Raw genomic sequence first — 21159 nt, 5'->3', positions numbered from 1 at the left:
TCATGAAGGGTTTTATTGCTTATTTTTCCCGTAGGAGTTTTCTCGCCCGCATTTTGACGATGATGGTGTTAATGATCGGTCTGGCCTCGCTGAGCATGTTGAAGCTTCAGGAGCTTCCTGATATTGCCTTTGAAGAAGTTGATATAACAACGCAATACCCTGGTGCCACGGCACAGGATATTGAGCTAAATATTACCAACCAAATCGAAAAAGAGCTTAAGTCAGTTCAGGGGATCAGAAAATATTCGTCGCAATCGACAGAAGGCGTCTCTCATATATCTATCGAGGTGGATGAAGCGGCTGATATTGCCAAAGTGCTGCGCGATATTCAGCAAGCGGTCGATCGTGTTAAGGGCCTACCTAAGGATATTACCAACCCGCCAGTTGTCGAACAGCGCGGTACATCTTCGTTCGAAGTACTGACTTTTGGTGTAAGCCATGACGGCGATTATGCGAGCCTGCAACCTTATGCCCGAACACTTGAAAAGTCGCTAAAAAGCCTTTCCGGTGTGGGTAGCGTGACAATGACGGGCTTTAGCGAACGCGAGTTTTGGATAGAAGTCGATCCTGAAAAAGTGAGTCGCTACCAACTGACGTTTGATGACGTGATCAACGCGGTGAACAGCCGAAACCTGTCGCTGTCCGGCGGTGTGGTGGAGTCTTGGAATAGCGAGCAGCGTCTTGTGACCATGACTCAAATACAGTCGGTGGAAGAGCTCGGCCAACTGGTGATCAAGGTATTGCCGACGGGAGGCTTGGTTCGACTGTCTGATATTGCCACGATGACCGATACCTTCGAGAAAGCGACCGAGAAAGCGGTGATCAATGGTCAGCCGGCTATTTTGTTCAGTGTTACTAATAGCGCCAGTGCCGACATTATTGCCACCGTTAATAATATCAAGACACTTATTGCTACCGAGCAGCAGCGTTTGGGTGACCAATATCGTTTTGAAATTGGCTTGAATCTGGCTGATGATATGAGCGACAAGTTCTCAATTGTCTCGATTAACGGTGGTATCGGGTTGATATTGGTGCTGTTGGTGTTGAGTTTTATCCTGAAGCGACAAATTGCTTTTTGGGTCTCGGTATCTATCCCGTTCTGCGTACTAGGTGTGATGGCAATCTTGCCCGCTTTGGGCATGAATCTCGACAGTATTACTCTGTCAGCGCTATTGCTGGTTATCGGCATTATTGTGGATGACTCGGTGATTATTGCCGAGAGTATTTATCAAGAGAAAGAAAAAGGGAAAAAGGCCTTAGAAGCCGCGATCGACGGAACCCAAAAGGTGCTTAAGCCCATAATGGCGAGCCTGACGACTACGGCGTTGGTCTTCATCCCGATGTTCTTTATTCCGGGAACAATGGGTAAGGCGATAGTAGTGATCCCATTAACGGTGATTGCCGCGCTGCTGTTCTCGCTTGCGGAATGTACGTTCACCCTGCCAGCACACTTGGCCGACTCACTGAAAGATACAGAGCAGAAGGCTTCCCAGCCAGATCGTTTTCAGTCTGTCATGTCGGTCTACACCCGGTTGCTTACGCGCTGCCTGAACTATAAAAAGAGCGTATTGTTTGTCGCACTGCTAATACTCGGTCTAAGCGGTTGGCTGGTAACGACACTGAAGTTAGATATTTTCCCTTCTGAATCGGCAAAATATATTGAAGTGTATACCGAGGTAATACCGGGAACACCACTCGAAGATGTAAGAGCCGCGCATGTCTTACTTGAACAGGCTATTCTGTCTTTGCCCGAGAATGAGCTGGTCAGCTATCAGCTTACCTTTAGTAGTCCGGCGACAACGGGGTTGATTGTATTATCAAGTTTTGAACAGCGTGAACGCAGTGCCGAGGATATCCTGCTTGAATTAAATACACAGTTAGAGAATGTTGCGGAATTGGCTTTCGTCAAGCTGTCGATTGATGCTGGCGGCCCCCCTCCCGGGGAACCTGTTGAAGTACGAGTACTTGGAGGGAAACAGCAGGATCGTGATGAAGCGGTTGCGCTGGTGACGGAGTGGCTAAATCAACAGTCAGGCCTCAGTAAAGTGACCAATACCGAAGCACTGCAAGATCCTCAGTTGCAAATCGTTCCCCAGTACGAATGGTTAGCTCGTTACAACCTGACAGTGGCTGATTTGGCGACCACGCTACGCATTGCTTTTGAAGGTGAGACAGTAACGTCGACCTGGCTGGGAGATCAGGAAGTTGAGATGCGTGTTCTCATGGATGCGGAATATCGTAATATTCGCCGCCTCAGTACAACTAAAATATATACGGCAAATGGCTCGCAGGTGCCGCTTAGTCGGCTGGCGAAAGTTGAGCGTATCGATGTACCGCGCCAGATCCAGCATTACAATGGTGAGCGCCAGGTCATTGTAACGGCACAAATTATCGATCAAGAGCTCACGCCAAATATGATTAGTCAAACGCTGACACAAGCGCTTGAAGGCATAATGCCGGCTAATATAAAACTAGAAATAGGCGGTGAAGCCGAAAGTACCAATGAAACCATGAGTGGCTTTGTTGTTGCCTTTCCGGCGGCAATTATCGGGATTTATTTCGTATTGGCTGTTATGTTCGGATCTTTGCTGCAACCTATGTTGGTGATGACGGTGATCCCGTTTGCAATTGCTGCTTCATTGATGGCGCTGTTTGTCCACATGCAGCCATTGTCACTCTTTGCGCTGATTGGTGTTCTCGGGATGACAGGGGTTGTGGTGAATAACTCGTTGGTACTGATCAACCGAATCAATGAACTGAGAGCTGAAGGCGTGGTGGTGTTGGAAGCGATAATTGAAGCATCTACAAGCAGATTGAGGCCGATTGTTCTGACATCAATGACAACTGTTGCTGGATTGCTTCCCCTCGCTTATGGGGTTGGTGGAACCGATGTCTACATGGGGCCGATGTCACTTACATTGGGCTATGGCTTATTGTTTTCATTGCCCGTCGTACTTATCGTGATCCCGTGCATGTACCTGACGTTTTTTAGCCGAGAAATAAACAGAGCTGACACAGAGGAAACACTACAAATGAGAGCTGAGTCGACATTTGCGTAAAACCTCTATGATATTCATTGCTTATATATTGCTAGGTAATAAAAAGTGCTGAATAAGCACCGAGGTTTGATCATGACTCAATATAAGAAAAAGAAATTATTCGCAATGGCGATGAATGCCAGTGTAATGGTTGTTTGCTTTGTTTTATTAGAATTGGATTTGCTGGGATTGGTACCGATGATTGTAATGGCCTGCTGTGCCGTTGCGATATTTGGAAACGCAATGCTCTACTTCTTTAATTATGATGAGGAAGGCGTGGATTTAAGTGACCTTGGTAAGACCGTCGCCAAGTCTGGTGTAGATGGGTTAGCTGAACTCAGAAAAAAATAATGGATTAATAAATTTTGGTTAATAATGATATTTGACCAATAACGTTTTTTGAACAGAAGTGTTTTTTGATCAATAGCACATTAATCTATAAAACTTACTAGGATGATGAAAAGGCCCCCAATTGATTTGGGGGCTTTTTCATAAATTAAAACTTAAACTGACTCACCAAGCTTGAGAGGTGATCGGCTTTCTGTTTTAACTGATGGCAATCTCTTGCTGTCTGCTCAACCATGGCGTCACTTTGATGGGCAATTTCTGCAATACTGGTGACGTGAGGAGATATCTCATTAATTACACTTGATTGCTGGTTTGTCGCGGAGGCGATTTGCATGTTGATTGCATTCATTTCGCTGACATTGGTCGAAATTGCGGTGAGCTGTTGCTCTGAGTGAGAAGCTTCGGTCTGACAGGTTTTTCCGAGATCTGAACTTGTTGCTATCGCGTTGACTACCGCATCGGTACGTTTTTGCAGTTGATCAATAATGACGCGGATCTCTTCCGTCGATTGTTGGCTTCTTGACGCCAGAGTTCTGACTTCATCTGCTACGACGGCGAACCCACGTCCCTGCTCACCGGCTCGGGCGGCTTCAATAGCGGCATTGAGTGCAAGGAGATTGGTCTGCTCTGATACCCCGCTAATGACATCAAGTACGGTATCAATGGAATTGGCGTCCTGAGCTAACTGGGCCACAACCTCATCTGTATCGCTCAGTTGTTTGTTCATGTTTTCGACACTTTCATAGGTTGCGGTAACAGACTGATGGCCTGTTGATATCGCATCGGAGGCTGCAGCAGCACTGGTAGCTGCACCATTGGCACTTTGGGCTACTTCGTCCGAGCTCGCTCCCATTTCGTGTATTGCGGTGGCAACTTGTTCTATTTTGCTTGTCTGTTGCTTGATTTCTTGTTCCATCGAGCAGGCAAGCTGGTCGACACTCTGAATCGAAGACGAAATCTCTTTTTCGGTATCAGATATATTTTGGAGCAACTCGCTGAGGTATTGCACAAACTGGTTGTATCCTCTGGCGATTTGTCCGACTTCATCATGACGAGAATCATCTAGCCTTTGGGTTAAATCGCCGCCACCTTTGCCAATATTTTCCAATAGCAGGGCAACATGCACGAAAGGCGAAAGCAGTCGGTTGATTGACCAGGCAGAGAGAGGAATAAATATCGCTGCGATGACCAGCCCCATAATGATCATGTTTAGGCTAAAGCTGTTTAGGTAGGCCAATACTTCTTGCCTTGGCAACTGGGTGATCAGCGTCCAGCCTATTCCCGGCAATGCCTTGCTACCAACTATCTGTGGACTACCGGCAAGCTCTAATTCTCGTACTGTGGACTCTTTTGTTCCGAGAAAGGATTGAAAGTTGTTTATGCCCAGAACGGAAAGTGATTGCCCAACAAGCTGTTTTTGAGGGTGAACTTTGATTATACCTTTATCGTCGGCCAGAAAGACGATACCGCTTTCACCTATACGAAACTGGCTAATAAGTTCGGTAACCTTGTCGAGGGTGAGTCCGATACCGGCGACACCTATCCGACGGCCATTGCGCATGACGGCATAGTTAACAAACATCGTTGGGATGCCTGTTGCACCTTCTGTATCAATAGATAGCTCAAAGGGTTTGTTTGATTTCATGAATTGGTGAAACCATTGATCTGCTGCGCCGGTGGCGCTCATCGTTTTCAATATTCCGGCTGGGGTATAGTAGGTCTTATCCTCGTCCGAAATAAAGTAAGAGGTGATGGCATTAAATTCAGTCCTCACCTCGGAAAGGTACGCTGAAATTTCTTGCTTGGAGCTATTGCTTGAATATTGGGTAAAAAGAGGGGATAGGGCGATAACTTGTGAAGCTGTGACGGGGACGTTGAGTTGAGCATTTAAATCGTTGCTCACCTCTCCCAAGACTGCGGGCAACTCACGCTGAAATGTTTTGTCGATCAGTATGTTCCAACTCGAGTTAAAGGAATACGTTCCCATCGCAGCAATGATCACTAAAGCGGCAGATACTGTAGCCAGTATCGCTTTATTTCTTATCGTTAGCTTCACTTTTACACTCCTTTCGATGGCTTTATTAAATGACAGTTCCTTAAGATGGCCATAGATAGGATCTTAAGAGATAACGATATATTTTAGAGGCATTAGTTTTCATGAATGATCAGTCGAATATTGCAAAATCGAAAAATCCGCTCATGGGTTCGATGACAACTGTGTTTAAAATGCAAGTTGAGCATTTATTCAATATCGATTTTGCCGAGGATACAGCACGCAATTCTCATAAACCGAGACGATATCTACATATCTATCAAATGAAATTGAAGGCAGATCAAATATATGAGGATATCTAAAAATATTTCGAACAATATTCGTCTGGGGGAATCGAGGATAGAAATATTACGTAAATAATATTTGGATGCAGCACACTAACTCATTCAGCATATATGTTCGGATTGTAAGTGAGACTTTTTTATAAATATTAGTTATTAAACTTGAAGTGAAGGATAAATTCATATTTTGTGTGACACACCATGATATTTATAAACCAGATCATTAATGATCTGGTTGTAAAATATGGCAGGTATATCGGTTAGTTTTCTTTGAGATAGGCACTAAGAAATTGCGCGACGGCCATTTCAATGGCTACCTCTCTCTCATGCTGGCTGGCTGCGGGTAGATGTACCAGTATTTGCGGCCAGAACACAATTGCCTTCAGGGCGGCGATAAATTGCTCGGAAGCAATCTCCGGATACTCGACATCAAGTTTCCCAGCTGCAACACCTGCTTCAATCCATCTGGTAAGCCCATGGCAGCCTTCTAGTTGCTGTACTTTTTCTACCATTAGTGTCGCTGAGCTGCTCGAACGCATACATTCGGACAGTACCATTCTGGCTAATGAATGAAAGTGCGGGCAGCATAGCAGCTCGACTTTTGTTTGTGCCATTGCAGTCAGCTGGGCCTTAACAGACACGTCAGGATTGAAGGGGACCTGGCTGGTGACCCCTACATTTGATAACAAGCGCTCAATAATGGCACTGAACAAGCTTTCCTTGGTTGGGTAATACTTGTAAAGCGTACGTTTCGAGACTTCGGCCTTTTTTGAAATGGCTTCCATACTCGCCTGTTCCAGTCCTTTATCAGTGAAAATATCAATTGCAGCAAGAATGATATTTTCTTGTTTTATTTCAGCGATTTTAGCCATTTCAACACCATTGATGAATTTAAAGGTAAACACATGTGTTTACTTTTTCAATATTCCCGTTAAGATTAAAAGTATACACCATCGTTTACTTTTGGGGCTAGCTAGGAATGAACACAAAATTAAAAATATCTATGGTAGCAGTATTGGCAGCGCTTGGAGCGGTAGCGAGTGGCAACGACAAGGTTGATATCGACTACGTTCGAAGCGCAGATCTGAGGCAAGAGCGTATTGCTAGCTCCCCACAATTTGTTGATGGTAAAGTTGTTTCTCATCTGCCTAAAGTAAACGCTGAAGAAGGTATGCTAAAAACCATGTGGAAGTTTTTCATGCAGCGTGATCGGCTCAAGCCAGCTGAGCGACTTCAGTTTCAGGCTGTCGATACTCAATTACTCGCTAAGCCAAGCAAATCACTTAGAGTGACTTGGTTGGGGCACTCATCTTTGTTTGTTGAGGTGGATAATACCCGCTTGTTGATCGATCCAGTTTTTGACTATGCTGCGCCTTCATTTTTTTCTCGCTGGTTTGAGCGGAATGTCGATGCACCAGTTAGCCGAGAGGATCTGCCTGTTCCAGATGTGATCTTAATTTCTCACGATCATTTTGATCATTTGGAAGAAAACACTGCGCGATACTATGCCAATAAAGAAGTAAAATTCTTTGTTCCGTTAGGGGTTGGTCGTCACCTTGAAAAGTGGGGAGTGAAACCGTCAAACATTCAAGAGTTTGACTGGTGGGAGAGCCAGCAACTCAATAGCGTAACGATTACGTCGGCACCGGCTAATCATAATTCGGGACGTAGCCTGTTTGATTCCAATAAAACCTTGTGGTCATCCTGGGCGATTCAGGCAGACGCTGGTAGCGTGTTTTTCAGTGGTGACTCAGCCTACGGAGAACACTTCAAACAGATTGGTGATCGCCTAGGTCCGTTTGATTTATCGTTTATCGAAGTCGCAGCCAATGTGAAGGAAGAAAAAGGCTATCCAGTCGAAGGCTGGGGGCATATGCAGGCCGCTCATACCATGCAGGCGCATTTGGATGTCAGGGCCGAGAAACTCTTTCCGGTGCATTGGTCAACCTACGAACTGTTTCTCCATCGCTGGGATGAGCCGGTGAATGATCTAATTGTCGAGGCTGAGGTTCGTAATGCGGATTTGGTTACCCCTTTGGTCGGTGAGTCACTGGATTTCTCTCTGCCAGTGCGTACGACATATTGGTGGCAAGACAGGCTGGAGTGGTTGGATTATTCGCAGCTTGCGCAAGCACAGCCTTAGACGCTGATACCTACCTGCTTATCTATACTTATCCTCAGTGCTTAAACGAGGTACTGATGATGACATTTTTAATTACCTGGCAGTTACATCAAGGCAAGCTTCACCCGACTCTGGCCCATTTCTCTCAACTTTCTGAAGAGCAGGATCAGGCTATGATGGGAGAACATATCAAGATGATTGGACGCTGGCATGATCTGGCCAGCGGTACAGGGGTAGCAATTTGTGAGTCTGATAGCATCGAGGCGATATCTGCCTATGCCCTGAAATGGAATAGCGATATGGATATCTCGGTGCAGGCGGTCGTCGACGACGAACAGGCCAAGGCACTGGGGAGCCAGTTGCTGGTTTAGCTGTTTGCCAAGCATTTAATTGCACCCTAGATTTAAAAATACCCTAGTTGTTCCGTTGAACGACTAGGGTGTTTTTATTTATTGATAGCGGTTGGAATTAAGGTTTAGTTGGGATTGGCTGTTTGGACGGTTAGCCAGTATCTACTATCGATACTGGCTAATAATTATACATTGATCGCAGAGTTGAGCGTCTTTAGTTGAATAATTTACCTGTATGTATGTACAGTTATTTTTGATGTGAACTATGTATAAACAGACAAAGACAAGGAAGGATGTATGGATGAGAAACAAGCAGTATCAGGCAGTTGCCTGTGTGGAAAAATCGCGATTGAGGCTAAAGCCGCTGATTTACATGTTGGAGCGTGTCATTGCGGTATGTGTCGTAAATGGGGAGGTGGCCCGTTATTAGCGGTCGATGGCGGAACTGAAATCACTATTAATGGTGAAGAGTTTGTAAGTCGTTATTCTTCTTCGGAGTGGGCAGAGCGTGTTTTTTGCAAGGAATGCGGTACGCATCTGTTCTATCTGCTCAAGGATAGCGGCCAGCATATTATTTCTGCAGGTCTTCTGGAGCAGCAAGATCAAATGAATATGGATCATCAAATTTTTATTGATAAAAAGCCTGGGTATTATGCTTTTAGTAATGACACTCAAAATATGACCGAAGCGGAAGTGTTTGCAAAATATGCGCCTTAGTGATTTGTAATAGCAATTAGCATGAGGCTAAATTGAGTGTAATTTCGCAAAGCGTTTTGATGGCACCTCAGCCCTAGGGGAGGTGCTTTGGTTCTCTGCTTGGTACTGTGATTCATTTTCGAGCCAAATCACTAAAAAATATGATTTTTTGTCTACACTAGAAGTATTGGGAACGAAGCAAGAGGAGAGATACAGCCAATAGACCATACCCGTCGAGGCCTTAGAGGACATCTGGCTTAATCCGTTTTTGTATTGATGGTTCAGGCACTGTTGTTTTGATATTGAGGGATTGATCATGCTCGATTTTGCGAACAGCCAAGCTTTGAAAAGCAAACAGACGAAAGCGACCACCGCATCCAATATTATCAAGAATGTTATCTTGTCCGATCTCAACGAACTCTATTCCCCTGCAGAAATTGAAGTTTTGCAGCAAGCTCAGCAGCTAATTGAAGATGGCAAGAGTCGAATCCGGTATTTAAAAGAAAAGCGCCGCAGGGAGGAAAAACAACGCCTGGCAGCGGAAGCAAAGTTGCATGAAAGGGCGTTTGAGGTTGCACTTGCAGCACTTGATGACATGACACTGGCCGAGCTGTATCAGCTCAATGTTTCTTTTACCTTCCAGTCATCAGCCGTCAACGAATTGATTGAAGACTATGATCATCAACATTATCTTGCCACGGTTCAAAGCTGGCTTGATGCCGATGTCAGTACCGATAGTTACGTTGATCTCTCTCCGGAAGAAGCTAAAGAAGGATGGAAAGTCGGTATTGCCAAAGCAGCCGTTGAAATTATTAGTTGGCCCTGCTTGAAATACCACCGCGACTATCAAGAGCCGTCTGCTAATTATATTGAACCGCTCGGTATACCTGATGATTTTCCGGTCGCAATTTATACCGATGTTCGGCATACCAACTGGCATCGTTTGACAATCGCTTGTCTCAAAGTCGTTCAGGCCATAACGGACTATGAAGAGAATGAAAAAAAAGTTCGATTCATCTTGAGCAGCTTAGGGCAAGATACATAGCAATAACCACAGTAAGCCATCGATTTATCCGTATGCTTAGTAAGAAAATAGAGATAAAAAAAGCCCTGCGACGGCAGGGCTTGGATAGATAATATTGCTTATTACAGTACGATGCCGGCAAACAGGAAGCCGAACATAATACTGAAGACCATGCTCAACAGACCCGGGATCATGAAGCTGTGGTTAAAGATATATTTACCGATGTTTGTTGTGCCCGTACGGTCAAAATCGATTGAAGCGATGATTGGGCCGTAGTTTGGAATGAAGAAGTAACCGTTAACTGCAACAAATGTTGCAATGATCACTTCCGGTGGAAGGCCTAGGGTAATCGCAACCGGTACAAGTACAGCGGTTGTCGCACCTTGGCTGTTCACCATGACAGACAGTGCAAACAGAGCAAAGGCAAAGGTCCAAGGAGCAACTTCTACCAAACCAGCCACAGTTTCTTTTACCATCACACCGTGACCGCCGATGAAGGTGTCACCTAGCCACGCGATACCGAAGATAGCAACAATGGCACGCATACCTGCATGGAACACCGAGCCTTGGGTAATGGCATAACCGTCAGGCTTGCAGATTAGGATGATCATGGCTGCAACAGACAGCATGACAATCTCAATCGTGTGGGCCATTCCCATGGCATTGCCATCAAAGCTCGGACGTAGTGACGGGAATGCTCCCATCAGTACAACAATCAATGAACCAAACAAGAACAGTGATACGGCTTTCTTGGCTTCAGGCTTGATCACAAGCTCTTCAACCTTCACTTCCTGTTCCATTTCTTTACGGAAAACAGGATCTTCCATACGGCGGCGATATTCAGGATCGTCTTTGAGCTCTTTGCCTAGCTTGTTAACGATAACACAGGCAGCCGTTAGACCTAGGCTGGTGCCTGGAATCGTAACCATGAGAACGTCGGCAAGGGTAATTCCCTGAGGCTCAAGGAAGGCAACAAGAGCAACAACAGCGGCTGCAATTGGGCTGGCGACAATGGCGAACTGGGAGGCAATAACTGCCATACCCATTGGGCGTTCTGGACGAATGCCACTGCGGCGGCTAACTTCCGCAATCACAGGTAGTACGGAATAGGCTACGTGGCCTGTACCCGCCATCATAGTGAATACATAGGTAACAACCGGCGCGATAAAAGTAATGTATTTAGGGTTTTTGCGCAGGATATTGGTAGCAATTTTGATCAGGAAATCAAGACCGCCAGCAGCTTGCATTGATGCTGCTGCCGCAACAACAGCCATGATCATCAACATTACATTGATAGGTGGACTGGTAGGCTGCAAGCCAAAGATGAAGCTTAAAACGGCTAAGCCGACGCCCCCCATAACACCCAAACCGATACCACCGATCCGGGCACCGATCAAAATACAGACAAGTACAATCAGAAATTCAACAAAAAACACATCAATCTCCTTGATGACAGCGTTTAAGATAGATTAAAAATTTGGTTGCACATGATATATGTTTTATATATTTAACAATCGAACATTCATCACACAAAAACACCATAACCTTGCTTTTTATAAGGGCTAAATGTGGGTAAGAATGAGTGGTTGTTAACGTAAGGTGTTAGAGGTTTAGTTAAGGTTTTGGAGATTAATTCAATATGCGAAGGCGTTAACTTACAGTGTTGACAGTGACGGCGATTAAGAAGACTTGTTGTGTAGATATTAACAAGCTGGTGTGGGCCCATAAGTGCCTATTTAGGGTCTGCTTTATACCCAAGCTAGCTTGGGTATAAATAGATTATGCTGTGGCTTTGGTTTTTACCACCAGGTGGTTACGGTTATCACGGCTTTGGCGAATAAGCTCATCACCAGCCAGCATATCTTCTGACTTTGCCAAACGGTCATAAAGCAATACATTCACGGTAGCGGCCAGATTCATACAGCCGACTGTCGGAACATAAACGACAGCATCAGCTCTGTCGACCACATCCTGCGCAATCGTGCCGTCTTCGGGGCCAAATACATATAGCGCGTTTTCCGGGTGTTGAAAGTGCGGTAGTGGTATTGCACCTTCTGCCAATTCAACGCAAACAATATGAGTATCTGCAGGCAAGTCATCAAGCAAAGAGTTCACGCCAGTGAGCGGGATTTTGCGTGACATGCTTTTGGTGTCAGTCTGAAATTTCGCTGCACGATCATAACGCTCGCCAGTATAAATTACATTGTCGACTCGATAGCACCCTGCGGCGCGCATGACGGCCCCGACGTTTGTTGGGCTTTTCGGGTTACTTAGTCCAATACTGACCTGGGTATTTTTCATCAATGTTTTCCGCTTACCTGGTATGAAAGAGCGCGGCATTCTAACAAAGCAAATGAAGGAGCGGTAGCGCGGTAATAGATGCTTCGTTTTTATTCTATAAACCTTATAACTTATATGGTATCTGTTCACAAAGTGAGCGGTTAGGCAGCGTGAATGGCCTCTTAGCCCGCTAAACGGTAGATAAGTCACTAAAATATAATAATTTACTGTCTACACTGAAGTTATTTAGTGTCATAAGAAGAGGGATCTTTATGTCAATTAAACCTCTAAGCAGTGACAAGCTGTATCGCGCATCAGAATTGAATGGGCTGGCGGCTGATTGCAAGTCGACCAAGCACCTGACTCCGCTTGATGAAATTGTCGGGCAGGAAAGGGCACAGCAGGCCGTTGAGTTTGCTATGTCGATTAAAGAGAAGGGTTACAACATCTATGCCATTGGCCGCAACGGTCTTGGCAAGCGCACCATGGTGCTGCGTTATCTCAACCGCCATGATCCGAACGGGAATGGGACACCGTTATATGACTGGTGTTATGTGGCGAATTTCGAAGAAACCCGAAGCCCGAAAGTATTGAAGTTACCAGCGGGTACCGGGAATAAATTCAAGAAAGAAATCGAAAAGCTGATGTTGAGGTTAGTTAAGGCTTTGCCGCTGGCGTTCGACAATGAAATGTATTATAGCCGTTCTGAAACATTGAAGAATCAGCTAACGCAGAAGCAGGAAAGTTCACTGTTAACCCTGACCAATGAGGCGAAAGAGAACAGTGTCAGCCTGTCGTTGACCACTCAGGGCGAGTATCAGCTGGTGGCTCTGAACGGTGAGGAGCCTCATACAGAAGAGAGCTTTGCTCAGCTGTCAGAGGAAGAACAGGAACAATTTGAAGAAACGATTAACGATCTGGAGAAAAAACTTCGTGGCATCGTACGCCAGCTAACCGAGCTAGAGGAAGAGTTCTCCGATAAAATTCAGAAGCTGAATGAAGAAGTTGCTCTCGATGTGGTGGTGCATTTTATCAAGCCGCTCAAAGAGGCCTATCGGGGCCAGTCAGAGATAAAGGCGTATCTGAAAGCGATGCAGAAAGATATTCTGGAGAATCTGGATATCTTTCTGGAAGAAAGCGAAGAACAAGTTGCTCTTGCCTACGCGGCGCTGGACAAAAAAATGCCACGGCGTTATCAGGTAAATGTGTTGGTGAGCCAGTCGGAGCAGAAGTTTCCTATCGTGGTCGAAGATAGCCCGAGCTACCACTCCATATTCGGTTATGTGGAAAATGCGACCTACAAGGGAACGGTATTTACCGACTTTTCATTGATCCGCTCAGGCAGCCTGCACCGGGCAAACGGTGGTGTGTTGCTGATGGATGCGGTAAAAGTGTTGGAGCGGCCTTATGTATGGGATGGCCTTAAGCGAGCACTGCGAGCCAGAAAGTTGAACGTGAGTTCGCTGGAACGGGAAGTAACCCTGTCTGGAACTATCTCGTTGGAGCCTGAAGATATTCCGCTGAATGTTAAAATCATCTTGTTCGGGGACTACCAGACCTACCAGTTGCTTCAGCATTATGATCCGGATTTTAGCGAGTTGTTCCGTGTTACCGCCGACTTTGAAGACGAGATGCCGCGTACTGACGAGTCCGAGGTTCAATATGCCCGTTTTATCTCCAGTATTGTGAATGACAGCGAAATGCTGCACTGCGATAGAAAAGCGATTGCCAGGATCATTGATTACAGTTCACGGCAGGCCGATGATCAGAACAAGCTGTCTCTGCACTCTGCCGATATTGCTAATTTGCTTCGCGAAAGTAATTACATGGCGAAGTCATCGAAAGCGACGATGATCCGGGCTAATCATGTCGAGCAAGCCTTGCAGAGCCAGGAAAAGCGGGTTAGCAGGCTCAAAGATCATGTTATGCAAACATTTACCAACGGTACGACACTGATCGATACCCAGGGAGAGGTTGTTGGTCAAATCAATGCTCTGTCAGTGATATCAACAACTGACTACCAGTTTGGAGCCCCCAATCGCATCACCGCAACGACTGCTTACGGGGAAGGCGAGGTCTTTGATATTGAACGCAATGTGAAGCTCGGAGGCAGTATTCACTCGAAAGGTGTCATGATTCTGTCGGCTTATTTAGCTTCAATTTTTGGCAAGGCCAAGAAGATCCCGTTAACCACTCATCTCACATTTGAGCAATCGTATGGCGGTGTTGACGGTGATAGTGCATCAATGGCCGAACTGTGTGCGATTGTCTCCGCTTTTTCAAATAGCTCGCTTCGACAGGATGTGGCAATCACCGGTTCTATGAACCAGTTTGGTGAGGCTCAGCCAATCGGCGGTGTGAATGAGAAAATTGAAGGTTTCTTTGATGTCTGTGGCATCAAAGGTCGCTTGCCAACACAGGGTGTCATTATTCCTAAATCTAACGCGCACAATTTGATGCTTCGCAAGGACGTTGTGGCGGCAGTCGAGAAAGGGGAATTCCAGATCTGGGCGATAAGTCATGTCACTGAGGCACTCGAGATCCTGACTGGTAAATCGGCTGGAATCTTGTCTGATGAAAGTGGCTATCCGCTGGATTCGGTTTACGGTCAGGCTCAGGTGAAGCTGAATGAATTGAGAGTGTGATTTGACAGTAAAATAGCGATCCTGAGCATAAAAGTATGCTTAACAATATTTATTAAGTCAGTTGGTTTTCCAGCTGACTTTTTTATTTGTTCGGAATTTATGCTTAATTCAGTCTATTTTCTTATGATCCAAAGCCAGTTTTAATTCGTTTTGCTTTCCATTCGAGTTAATTGGCCAGATAATAAGTAGATGAAAATGGCTAAAACGGTTTAGTTGTGGAAAAAAGAAAACGTATAACAATTGCGGATATAGCCAAACTGGCGGGTGTCTCTAAAACGACAGCGAGTATGGTACTTAATGGCCGGGCGTCTACGTTCCGGATCAAAGAAGAAACCCGTGAGCGGGTGATGGCTGTTGCGAGAGAAAACCATTATTCGCCAAACATGCATGCAAAGTCATTACAGGCAAACCGCTCTGATGCAATTGGTTTGGTTATTCCCGACTTGACTAACTTTGGTTTTGCCTCGATCGCCCGTGAGCTGGAAAAGCTTTGCCGTCAGGCAGGGCTGCAATTGTTGATTGCCTGCTCGGAAGATGATCCGGAAGTAGAGTGCCTGGTGGTTGACGGGCTGGTTCGTCGACAAATTGATGGGTTGATTGTTGCTTCAAGCCAAACGTCTGATGAGTTCTACCAAACATTAACCAAGCAGATCCCGGTATTGCAGCTAGACAGACATATCGGCCAGTCTACGTTGCCGTTGGTGCTGACCGATGCAGCCAAAGTGACAGCAGATTTGGTCGAGACGATAGCCGCTTCTACTGTTTCTGAATTCTATTATTTTGGTGGTCAGCTAGAGCTGTCCCCAAGCCGTCACCGTTTGGCGGGTTTTGAGCTTGGTTTGAAGCGAGCTGGGCTTGAAGAAAAGTCCGAATGGATCCGCCACCGTGATTATCAGCCTGGCTCGGGCTATGAAATGATGCAGCAGCTGCACCAGGAACTGGGGCGTTTGCCTGAGGCATTGTTTACGGCCTCTTACACCTTGCTTGAAGGAGTATTACGCTACCTTAAAGAGCACAATTGCCTTGAGGCTCTGGTCAGTAAAAAGATGCGGCTGGCAACCTTTGATAATCATGATTTGCTGGATTGTCTGCCGCTGAATATTGATTCCGTCGCTCAGGATAGTGAAAAAATAGCCCAGACCAGCTTTCAGCTGATCCGGCTACTGTTATCGAGTCAGCGAGTAACACCAACCTCCTTTGCCCTTGATGCCAATATTTGCTGGCGAAGCCAGTAAGCGGCAAACCGCTGCCTTTTAGGCAGCTTTAGATACTTCGAATCGATCGACGAGTTGGTTTAGCCGGGTGACCGCATTTTTGAGTAGCGCTGTTCTTCGCCCTAGCTGCTGTGATGAAACCTCTAGAGATTGTGTGGTGCTTTGAGCCCTTTTAGCGGTATTGGTGTGTTCTTCACTTGTACTGGCGATGTGGCTGATGTTATCGAACATAGTGTCGACTGCTTGCTGAAGCTTCTCGCTTCGTTGTCCGTCATCCAGACGGAAAGAATTCTGTTCGACATTCTTGACTCCTTTCTCCATGAAGTTGACTGCGGTTTCCGATTCCTTTCGTAACTTGTTCATAATACTGCCGATGTGATTTGCCGCTTGTGAAGTCTTGGTTGCAAGATTACGTACCTCGTCAGCCACAACCGAGAATCCCCGACCATGTTCGCCTGCTCGGGCAGCCTCAATGGCAGCGTTCAGGGCCAGCAAATTGGTTTGGTCGGTGATCTCCGAAATCAGTTTGACAATATCGTCGATCTCTTTCATTTGGTTGTTCACATCGTTGACACTGCGCGCAGAGGCCTCAACAATCTCTTTGATTTTATTGGTATTGCTGACAGCTTGTTGATACTCCTTTTGGGCGCTATTAACCGTATTGTGCATTTCATGCTGCATCGTGTTGGCGGCAATAGTGGCATTGGATATTTCTCGTTGCTGACTGTCGGCGAGAGACAGCATTGCTTCGATAGAACCTGCTGTGGCAATGGTTGACTCATCAACAATGTCGCAGCGTCTTAACATGGATTCACTGACCTGCCTGACTTCACTGGAGGCATGGATCATTTCACGCATGATCCCATCGAGGTTGTCGATGAAGCTGTTGATCCAGCGTCCCATATCACCCGATTCGTCCGGTTTGAACTGGCGTGTATTTAATCGCTGCTTTAGGTTGCCATTTCCTTCAGCAATGGTTTGAATGACATCCGACATCTTTTGTAGCTGCCTGGCGATGGGGTTTGCCGCCATAAAGGTAAAGACCAGAGTACTGATAATGATTGTAAGTAGGGTGACAAGCCCTTGTTGTAAGACTGACAGTGACAGCCAGTGGGTAAGTAGTAACGGGGTGAGAAGGGAGAATACCAATGCTAGAGTGTATTGCTTGCTAAGGTTGAAGCCAAGAGAACGATGGCGGTAGACCTCTTCCAGATCGGCTTCGCACATCATACCCCAGCGATCGGGTGATCCTTTTAGCTGAAAGGTCACGCCCTTGCCGATCACCGGAATGTGCCGATAATCAGAGTAGCCCGGGTAATCGATATACAGGTTGGAGCCATTGGCGATGGTTTCCCTGACGCCGGGGTGCAGCTCGTTGGTAGCCGGATCGGTAAATCGGATCTCAAACTCGGTATGTTGTCGGATCTTGACCATTCCCCAATTGGTGTTTACTCCGGATTTTAAATTCTCACCATGGGAAAAAGTGTCGTCTTCAAAACGGGATCGGGAGAGTGCGGTACCGGGAAGTATGTCTCGGTTGAGGTGAGATTCGACCATAAAAATATAGTTATCACCAGACTCATTATAAATATGACCGGCTTCCCGCTGAATTAAATCACCCATGACATCATTAGGAACACGGCCACAAAGGCAGCCGACAACCTGGTTGTCATAACAAAGAGGCTGGTAGAACATCAGTGTTACCTCGTCATGAAAAGCTGAGCTTGAAGGTCCGATGTGCAAGGTAGCTCTATCAACATAGGGTCCGTGCAGAAACTGGTTGTTTAAGCCTTTTGTAAGCACGGATCTGTCAGCATGCTGGGTACCGATATGCCGTGCATAGCTCGAGAAATTCACACTTCCTGTTGTCTGAACAATGAATAGTTCCGAGAAATCACCATTGCGCTCTAGCAAATGCTTCAGTACGTTGTTTTTCTCGCTGTCTGGTTTTGTTGCAACATATAAAGCTGCATTTTGTAGGAAATCCCACTGGCTGTTTACCCATGACTGGAGTAAGTGAACACGGTTGTTAGCAATATTCTCAAACGTTTGCTCTAGCGTAGATCGGCGGGAGCGGTTTAACCAACAGGCCTTGCGCATTGCTAGTTTCCCCGTCGTGCCCCAGAACGGTAACCAGCGCTTCTCTTTCTCCGACAATTTCATCTTATGTCTTCCTTAACTTAATGATATTAATACCTTTAAAGCAATCTTGGTGCCATCTTCTATGAAGATAAAAAGAGGGGACAATTGAGCGGACAATGAAGAGTTAAAAGGATAAATTGCGCCGATAATTTCTTTTTTACTGTTTAGTTCTTCAAAACCCCTTGAAACGGGCAAAGAGTCATATTTTGGTTTGCACTATATGGGTGCGGATGCACCAGTGTGTAGCTTTCTACTCTTTCTCTCCTCTTCTATCAAATAGCCCAACGCGAAATTCCACTAACGAGTAATCAGTCGAATTTTCAGCATAACAATACCGTATGTGTGGTAAGCGCACGATTTGGTGTCTGAATAATATTCCCTCTCTGCATATGTCGAGATCACATATTGAGTAAATATGACACTACGATCACAAAGCTAAACGGTTTTAGCAGGTTTTCCTCGATCAACTAAAACGGTTTAGCAATAATCAGCTCAGTTGTGTAGTGGTTTACAAATTAACGGATAGATGGAATTAGAATGATGAAAAAATGCCTCTTATCACTTGCAGTGTCTTTTGCCGTAACTTGTTCTGGTGCTGCTTTTGCACAAGACGATGCGGCGAGCTTAGAGCAAAGGATTGCTGATCTAGAGAAGCGTCTGGAAAAAACTGAGCAGGTGGCAGCTGATGCTGAAAGCCAAGCATCTGCATTTGAATTTCACGGGTATGCTCGCTCAGGTTTGCTAATAGATGACAACCTGAATGGCGCAACGGGGACTGGCCCGTACATGACAGCGGCTGGTGCGCTAGGTGGAGCGGTTGGTCGTCTGGGTGTCGAAGATGATAACTACGTTGAAGTGGTGCTTGATCATAATATCCAGCAGGATGACGGTTCATGGTCGAAGTACCGTGTGATGCTGGCTGATAGCACGGAAACCAACAACGAATGGACTGCCGATGATTCGAAACTGAATGTACGTCAGGTTTTTGCCGAGCTGGGTGGCCTGGAGTCATTTGATGGAGCTCTGGCCCATGCTTCGATTTGGGCGGGTAAACGCTTTGACCGAGATAACTTTGATATTCACTTCATGGATACCGATATTGTCTTCCTGTCTGGTACTGGTGCCGGTATTTATGATGTTCAGTTCAGCGAGGACTGGAGCACTAACTTCTCGGTATATGGGCGTGACTTCGGAACCATTGATAGCTCAAGCCTTGAAGTTGAAAACTATATCGTCACGATGAACAACTACATCGGTCAGTGGCAGTTAATGCTGAATGCTATGACAGCGGGAGACAATGAAGATAGAGCTGATAATACTAACGGAACAACACCGACCAAACGTGCCGATAATGGTTTCCACGCATTATTAGCCTATCACGGCAACAACTTCTACGGTGGTGGTGAAGGTTTCTCTAAGACTGGTGTGCTAGTTGGCCAGGGCCTAGGTGCAGAGTTGAAAGGGATAGGCTCCAACGGTGATCTGAACGAAGATGCTCAGGCGGTTCGACTATTTAGTTACGGTGTCACTCGCTTTGCCGATAACTGGCGTATTGCTCCGGCATTCCTAGGTGAATTCAGTAAAGATCGCGTTAAAGACGGCGACGAGTTCCTGTGGGCGACGGCGAATGTGCGCTTGGCACAGGAGCTAACCAAAAACTTTGAAATGGTGTATGAAGGCTCATACCAGTACATGGATTTGGATAACGGTACCGAGCAAGCAGACGGTAGCTTTTATAAGGCCACGATTGCACCAACCTTTAAGCTAGATACGTCTGGTGGTTTCTTCCAGCGTCCGGAAATTCGTTTTGCGGCGTCATATGTTGATTGGAGTGAAGATCTAAACAATTACTCTGTGAGCTTGGCTAATGATGCAAGCACCATGGGCGAAGGTGGTGAAGTGATCTTCGCAATGCAGATGGAGACCTGGTTCTAGTATCGGATGCAATAAACCGCATTTACGAATCGTCTGGAGCAGCCTTTTTAAACTTGTGTTTTTATAGAATGTTTTTTCTAGCGGTGGCCTTGTGCCGCCGTTTTTTTTGCGATTATTCGGGAAGTGCAGAAAACAAAAAAGCCGAGCAATGCTCGGCCTTTTCATTCAACGTGGAATTGAGCTTATTCAGCAATTTCAGCGTTGTGGTAGACGTTCTGTACGTCGTCGCAGTCGTTCAGCGTATCAAGGAACTTCTCGAATGCCGCAACATCATCGCCAGAAATCTCTGTCATTGTCTGAGGCACGAAAGAGATCTCTTCAACGTCAAGCGTAACTTCTGGCATTGTCGCCGTTAGCGCATTTTTCACCTTGAAGAATTCTGTGTGCGGTGCATAAACAGTGATGACACCGTCTTCACACTCGATGTCGCTGACGTCAACATCTTCCATCATCAGGTTTTCTAGCACGGCTTCTTCGTCGTCACCGTTAAACTGGAATACAGCCTGGTGTTCGAACATGTGGCCAACAGTACCCGGACCACCAATTTTGGCATGGTTCTTAACGAACGCCTGGCGAACATCCATGAAAGTACGGTTGTTGTTGTCTGTTAGACAGTCAACGATAACCATGCAGTTACCCGGGCCGAAACCTTCGTAGCGCGCAGTTGCAAAATCTTCACCGCCACCACCTTTGGCTTTATCGATCGCTTTCTCGATAACGTGAGATGGTACTTGGTCTTTTTTCGCTTTTTCGATCAAACGCTTAAGTGCAAGGTTGCTATCTGGGTCAGTGCTACCGTTCTTAGCACAGACGTAGATTTCTTTACCGTACTTTGAGTAAACCTTGATCTTTGCGCCTGCCGTTTTTGCCATAGACAATTTGCGTACTTCGAACTTTCTTCCCATGAGGAATAACTCTCTATGTTGATATTTGGGACTTTTGTTGAGGGCGGATTTTACCAGTTAGTGAGGGGGGAAGGCTAGGAGTTTAAGTTGAATCTATAGGGCGAGAAGGAGACCGGTCGCTAAGAG

The 21159-nt window shown here is 46.0% G+C and carries 15 protein-coding genes; 9 read left to right on the top strand and 6 right to left on the bottom strand.

Annotation, left to right across the window (positions count from 1 at the left end; all coding sequences use genetic code 11):
• Nucleotides 1-2 precede the first annotated feature (2 nt).
• Both EDI28_RS06645 and EDI28_RS06640 read left to right on the top strand, forming a co-directional pair.
• The gene (locus EDI28_RS06645) at nt 3-3059 is read left to right on the top strand and encodes an efflux RND transporter permease subunit (RefSeq protein ID WP_128783074.1); all 3057 of its coding nucleotides are present in this window, start codon (nt 3-5) and stop codon (nt 3057-3059) included.
• Between the two features lie 72 nt (nt 3060-3131).
• Nucleotides 3132-3389 carry a hypothetical protein gene (locus EDI28_RS06640; RefSeq protein ID WP_128783073.1) on the top strand — a complete coding sequence of 86 codons (258 nt, stop codon included), beginning with the start codon at nt 3132-3134 and terminating at the stop codon, nt 3387-3389.
• Nucleotides 3390-3534: 145 nt separating this feature from the next.
• On the opposite strand, the gene EDI28_RS06635 is transcribed toward EDI28_RS06640, so the two are convergent.
• Both EDI28_RS06635 and EDI28_RS06630 read right to left on the bottom strand, forming a co-directional pair.
• Nucleotides 3535-5442: a methyl-accepting chemotaxis protein gene (locus tag EDI28_RS06635; RefSeq protein ID WP_233353300.1), complete on the bottom strand. Its 1908-nt coding sequence runs from the start codon at nt 5440-5442 to the stop codon at nt 3535-3537.
• Nucleotides 5443-5980: 538 nt separating this feature from the next.
• Nucleotides 5981-6592: a TetR/AcrR family transcriptional regulator gene (locus EDI28_RS06630; protein ID WP_128783072.1), complete on the bottom strand. Its 612-nt coding sequence runs from the start codon at nt 6590-6592 to the stop codon at nt 5981-5983.
• A 107-nt stretch (nt 6593-6699) separates the two neighbouring features.
• Between EDI28_RS06630 and EDI28_RS06625 the strand changes: the two genes are divergently transcribed.
• The 4 genes from EDI28_RS06625 to EDI28_RS06610 all read left to right on the top strand — a co-directional run bounded on the left by EDI28_RS06625 (nt 6700) and on the right by EDI28_RS06610 (nt 9933).
• On the top strand, nt 6700-7863 hold the full coding sequence (locus EDI28_RS06625; protein WP_128783071.1) for an MBL fold metallo-hydrolase: 1164 nt from the start codon (nt 6700-6702) through the stop codon (nt 7861-7863).
• Between the two features lie 56 nt (nt 7864-7919).
• Entirely contained in the window at nt 7920-8213 is a 294-nt protein-coding gene (locus EDI28_RS06620; RefSeq protein ID WP_233353299.1) for a DUF3303 domain-containing protein, read from the top strand.
• A gap of 276 nt (nt 8214-8489) precedes the next feature.
• Entirely contained in the window at nt 8490-8909 is a 420-nt protein-coding gene (locus EDI28_RS06615) for a GFA family protein (protein WP_128783070.1), read from the top strand.
• A gap of 295 nt (nt 8910-9204) precedes the next feature.
• On the top strand, nt 9205-9933 hold the full coding sequence (locus EDI28_RS06610; RefSeq protein WP_128783069.1) for a hypothetical protein: 729 nt from the start codon (nt 9205-9207) through the stop codon (nt 9931-9933).
• Nucleotides 9934-10034: 101 nt separating this feature from the next.
• On the opposite strand, the gene EDI28_RS06605 is transcribed toward EDI28_RS06610, so the two are convergent.
• Together EDI28_RS06605 and EDI28_RS06600 are read right to left on the bottom strand one after the other, a co-directional pair.
• Nucleotides 10035-11348, bottom strand: a complete 1314-nt coding sequence (locus EDI28_RS06605; RefSeq protein WP_128783068.1) for an anaerobic C4-dicarboxylate transporter family protein — start codon at nt 11346-11348, stop codon at nt 10035-10037.
• 343 nt (nt 11349-11691) lie between these two features.
• Nucleotides 11692-12213: an RNA methyltransferase gene (locus EDI28_RS06600; protein WP_128783067.1), complete on the bottom strand. Its 522-nt coding sequence runs from the start codon at nt 12211-12213 to the stop codon at nt 11692-11694.
• A gap of 251 nt (nt 12214-12464) precedes the next feature.
• On the opposite strand from EDI28_RS06600, the gene EDI28_RS06595 reads away from it, so the two are divergent.
• Both EDI28_RS06595 and EDI28_RS06590 read left to right on the top strand, forming a co-directional pair.
• On the top strand, nt 12465-14837 hold the full coding sequence (locus tag EDI28_RS06595; protein WP_128783066.1) for a Lon protease family protein: 2373 nt from the start codon (nt 12465-12467) through the stop codon (nt 14835-14837).
• A 215-nt stretch (nt 14838-15052) separates the two neighbouring features.
• The gene (locus EDI28_RS06590) at nt 15053-16072 is read left to right on the top strand and encodes a LacI family DNA-binding transcriptional regulator (RefSeq protein WP_128783065.1); all 1020 of its coding nucleotides are present in this window, start codon (nt 15053-15055) and stop codon (nt 16070-16072) included.
• Between the two features lie 18 nt (nt 16073-16090).
• Here EDI28_RS06590 and EDI28_RS06585 read toward each other — a convergent pair whose 3' ends face one another.
• On the bottom strand, nt 16091-18214 hold the full coding sequence (locus EDI28_RS06585; RefSeq protein ID WP_128783064.1) for a methyl-accepting chemotaxis protein: 2124 nt from the start codon (nt 18212-18214) through the stop codon (nt 16091-16093).
• A 519-nt stretch (nt 18215-18733) separates the two neighbouring features.
• Here EDI28_RS06585 and EDI28_RS06580 point away from each other — a divergent pair.
• Nucleotides 18734-20128, top strand: coding sequence for a carbohydrate porin (locus EDI28_RS06580; protein ID WP_128783524.1), 1395 nt, complete (start codon nt 18734-18736; stop codon nt 20126-20128).
• A gap of 182 nt (nt 20129-20310) precedes the next feature.
• Here the strand turns inward: EDI28_RS06580 and EDI28_RS06575 are convergent, their stop codons facing one another.
• A complete protein-coding gene (locus EDI28_RS06575) occupies nt 20311-21033 on the bottom strand; it encodes a YebC/PmpR family DNA-binding transcriptional regulator (protein WP_128783063.1) in 723 nt (240 codons plus the stop codon).
• Nucleotides 21034-21159 lie beyond the last annotated feature (126 nt).

The sequence above is a fragment of the Photobacterium chitinilyticum genome, assembly GCF_004104355.1.
GTDB classification, from domain to species: Bacteria; Pseudomonadota; Gammaproteobacteria; order Enterobacterales; family Vibrionaceae; genus Photobacterium; species Photobacterium chitinilyticum.
This window is presented reverse-complemented; position numbering and strand designations above follow the sequence as displayed.

Excerpts from the sequence above, each read along its gene's own strand:
- EDI28_RS06600 (WP_128783067.1), bottom strand. The coding sequence starts at position 12,213 with ATGAAAAATACCCAGGTCAGTATTGGACTAAGTAACCCGAAAAGCCCA.
- EDI28_RS06625 (WP_128783071.1), top strand. The coding sequence starts at position 6,700 with ATGAACACAAAATTAAAAATATCTATGGTAGCAGTATTGGCAGCGCTT.
- EDI28_RS06620 (WP_233353299.1), top strand. The coding sequence starts at position 7,920 with ATGATGACATTTTTAATTACCTGGCAGTTACATCAAGGCAAGCTTCAC.
- EDI28_RS06595 (WP_128783066.1), top strand. The coding sequence starts at position 12,465 with ATGTCAATTAAACCTCTAAGCAGTGACAAGCTGTATCGCGCATCAGAA.
- EDI28_RS06630 (WP_128783072.1), bottom strand. The coding sequence starts at position 6,592 with ATGGCTAAAATCGCTGAAATAAAACAAGAAAATATCATTCTTGCTGCA.
- EDI28_RS06615 (WP_128783070.1), top strand. The coding sequence starts at position 8,490 with ATGGATGAGAAACAAGCAGTATCAGGCAGTTGCCTGTGTGGAAAAATC.
- EDI28_RS06640 (WP_128783073.1), top strand. The coding sequence starts at position 3,132 with ATGACTCAATATAAGAAAAAGAAATTATTCGCAATGGCGATGAATGCC.
- EDI28_RS06645 (WP_128783074.1), top strand. The coding sequence starts at position 3 with ATGAAGGGTTTTATTGCTTATTTTTCCCGTAGGAGTTTTCTCGCCCGC.
- EDI28_RS06610 (WP_128783069.1), top strand. The coding sequence starts at position 9,205 with ATGCTCGATTTTGCGAACAGCCAAGCTTTGAAAAGCAAACAGACGAAA.
- EDI28_RS06575 (WP_128783063.1), bottom strand. The coding sequence starts at position 21,033 with ATGGGAAGAAAGTTCGAAGTACGCAAATTGTCTATGGCAAAAACGGCA.
- EDI28_RS06585 (WP_128783064.1), bottom strand. The coding sequence starts at position 18,214 with ATGAAATTGTCGGAGAAAGAGAAGCGCTGGTTACCGTTCTGGGGCACG.
- EDI28_RS06580 (WP_128783524.1), top strand. The coding sequence starts at position 18,734 with ATGAAAAAATGCCTCTTATCACTTGCAGTGTCTTTTGCCGTAACTTGT.